The organism is Pantoea sp. CFCC18179 (assembly GCF_059412405.1).
Genome location: NZ_JBNBPM010000043.1, coordinates 1 through 1,135 on the forward strand (window position 1 = coordinate 1; position 1,135 = coordinate 1,135).

Genomic DNA, 1,135 nt, shown 5'->3' on the forward strand with positions numbered 1-1,135 from the left:
TATAGGCGTCAGCGTTCCGGTTCTGTACAAGTGGAAGAAAGACTTAATCGACGATGAGGCTTATCAATCCATGCGTAAACATAAATCAGGTTCTCCGGACAAAAACCAGGATGCACTGCATGAAGAAGTCGCACGGCTCAAACAGCAGGTCCATCAGCTGCAGCTTGAACGTGACATTCTGACTAAAGCGAATGAACTGATAAAAAAAGACATGGGCATCAGCTTCCAGACCCTGAAGAACAGGGAGAAAACCCAGGTAGTTGATGCCCTTAAGGAAATCTATGCTTTAGCTGAGCTGCTTAATGCATTGCGACTTGCGCGCAGTTGCTATTTCTATCACAAAGCAAAGCTGCGTCGGCACGATAAGTACGCTGAAATACGCGTGACGATGACAAAACTCTTTGACGGGAATTACCGTTGCTACGGCTACCGGCGTCTGCACGCGATGCTGCGTGAAAATAACACTTATATCTCCGAGAAGGTCGTCCGCAGGTTGATGACTGAAGAGCAGCTTGTTGTTAAACGAGCCGGAAGGCGTCGCTACAGCTCTTACTGCGGAGAAATCAGTCCGGCACCTGAAAACCTTCTCGCCAGAAATTTTCGATCCTGCAGGCCAAATGAAAAGTGGCTGACCGATATAACCGAGTTCCAGATCCCAGCAGGCAAAGTCTATCTGTCACCAGTTATTGACTGCTTTGACGGCAAAGTGGTGAGCTGGATGATCGGAACGCGTCCGGACGCAAAGCTGGTGAATACCATGCTGGATGATGCGATCGATACGCTCACAGAAAATGAAAAGCCGGTGATACACAGTGACAGAGGCGGTCATTATCGATGGCCGGGTTGGCTTGATCGTATTAACGCGTCGGGACTTATAAGGTCCATGTCGCGCAAAGGTTGCTCATCGGATAACGCAGCGTGCGAAGGCTTCTTCGGGCGGATAAAAAATGAAATGTACTACGGCAGAAACTGGGCGGGTGCAACGCTGGAAAATTTTATGTGCTTCCTGGACAGGTACATACGCTGGTATAACGAGGAGCGTATTAAAATCTCATTAGGTGCAATGAGCCCGGTGAAGTACCGGCAGCATCTGAGGATCTCAACATAACCAGTCCAACAAAATATCCGCATCTCC

The 1,135-nt window shown here is 48.8% G+C and carries 1 protein-coding gene; it reads left to right on the forward strand.

Annotated features, from left to right (window positions below):
• Positions 1-1,108: IS3 family transposase (locus tag ACPUC7_RS24375; protein ID WP_494924853.1), on the forward strand; the 1,108-nt coding region annotated here is incomplete at its 5' end.
• Positions 1,109-1,135 lie beyond the last annotated feature (27 nt).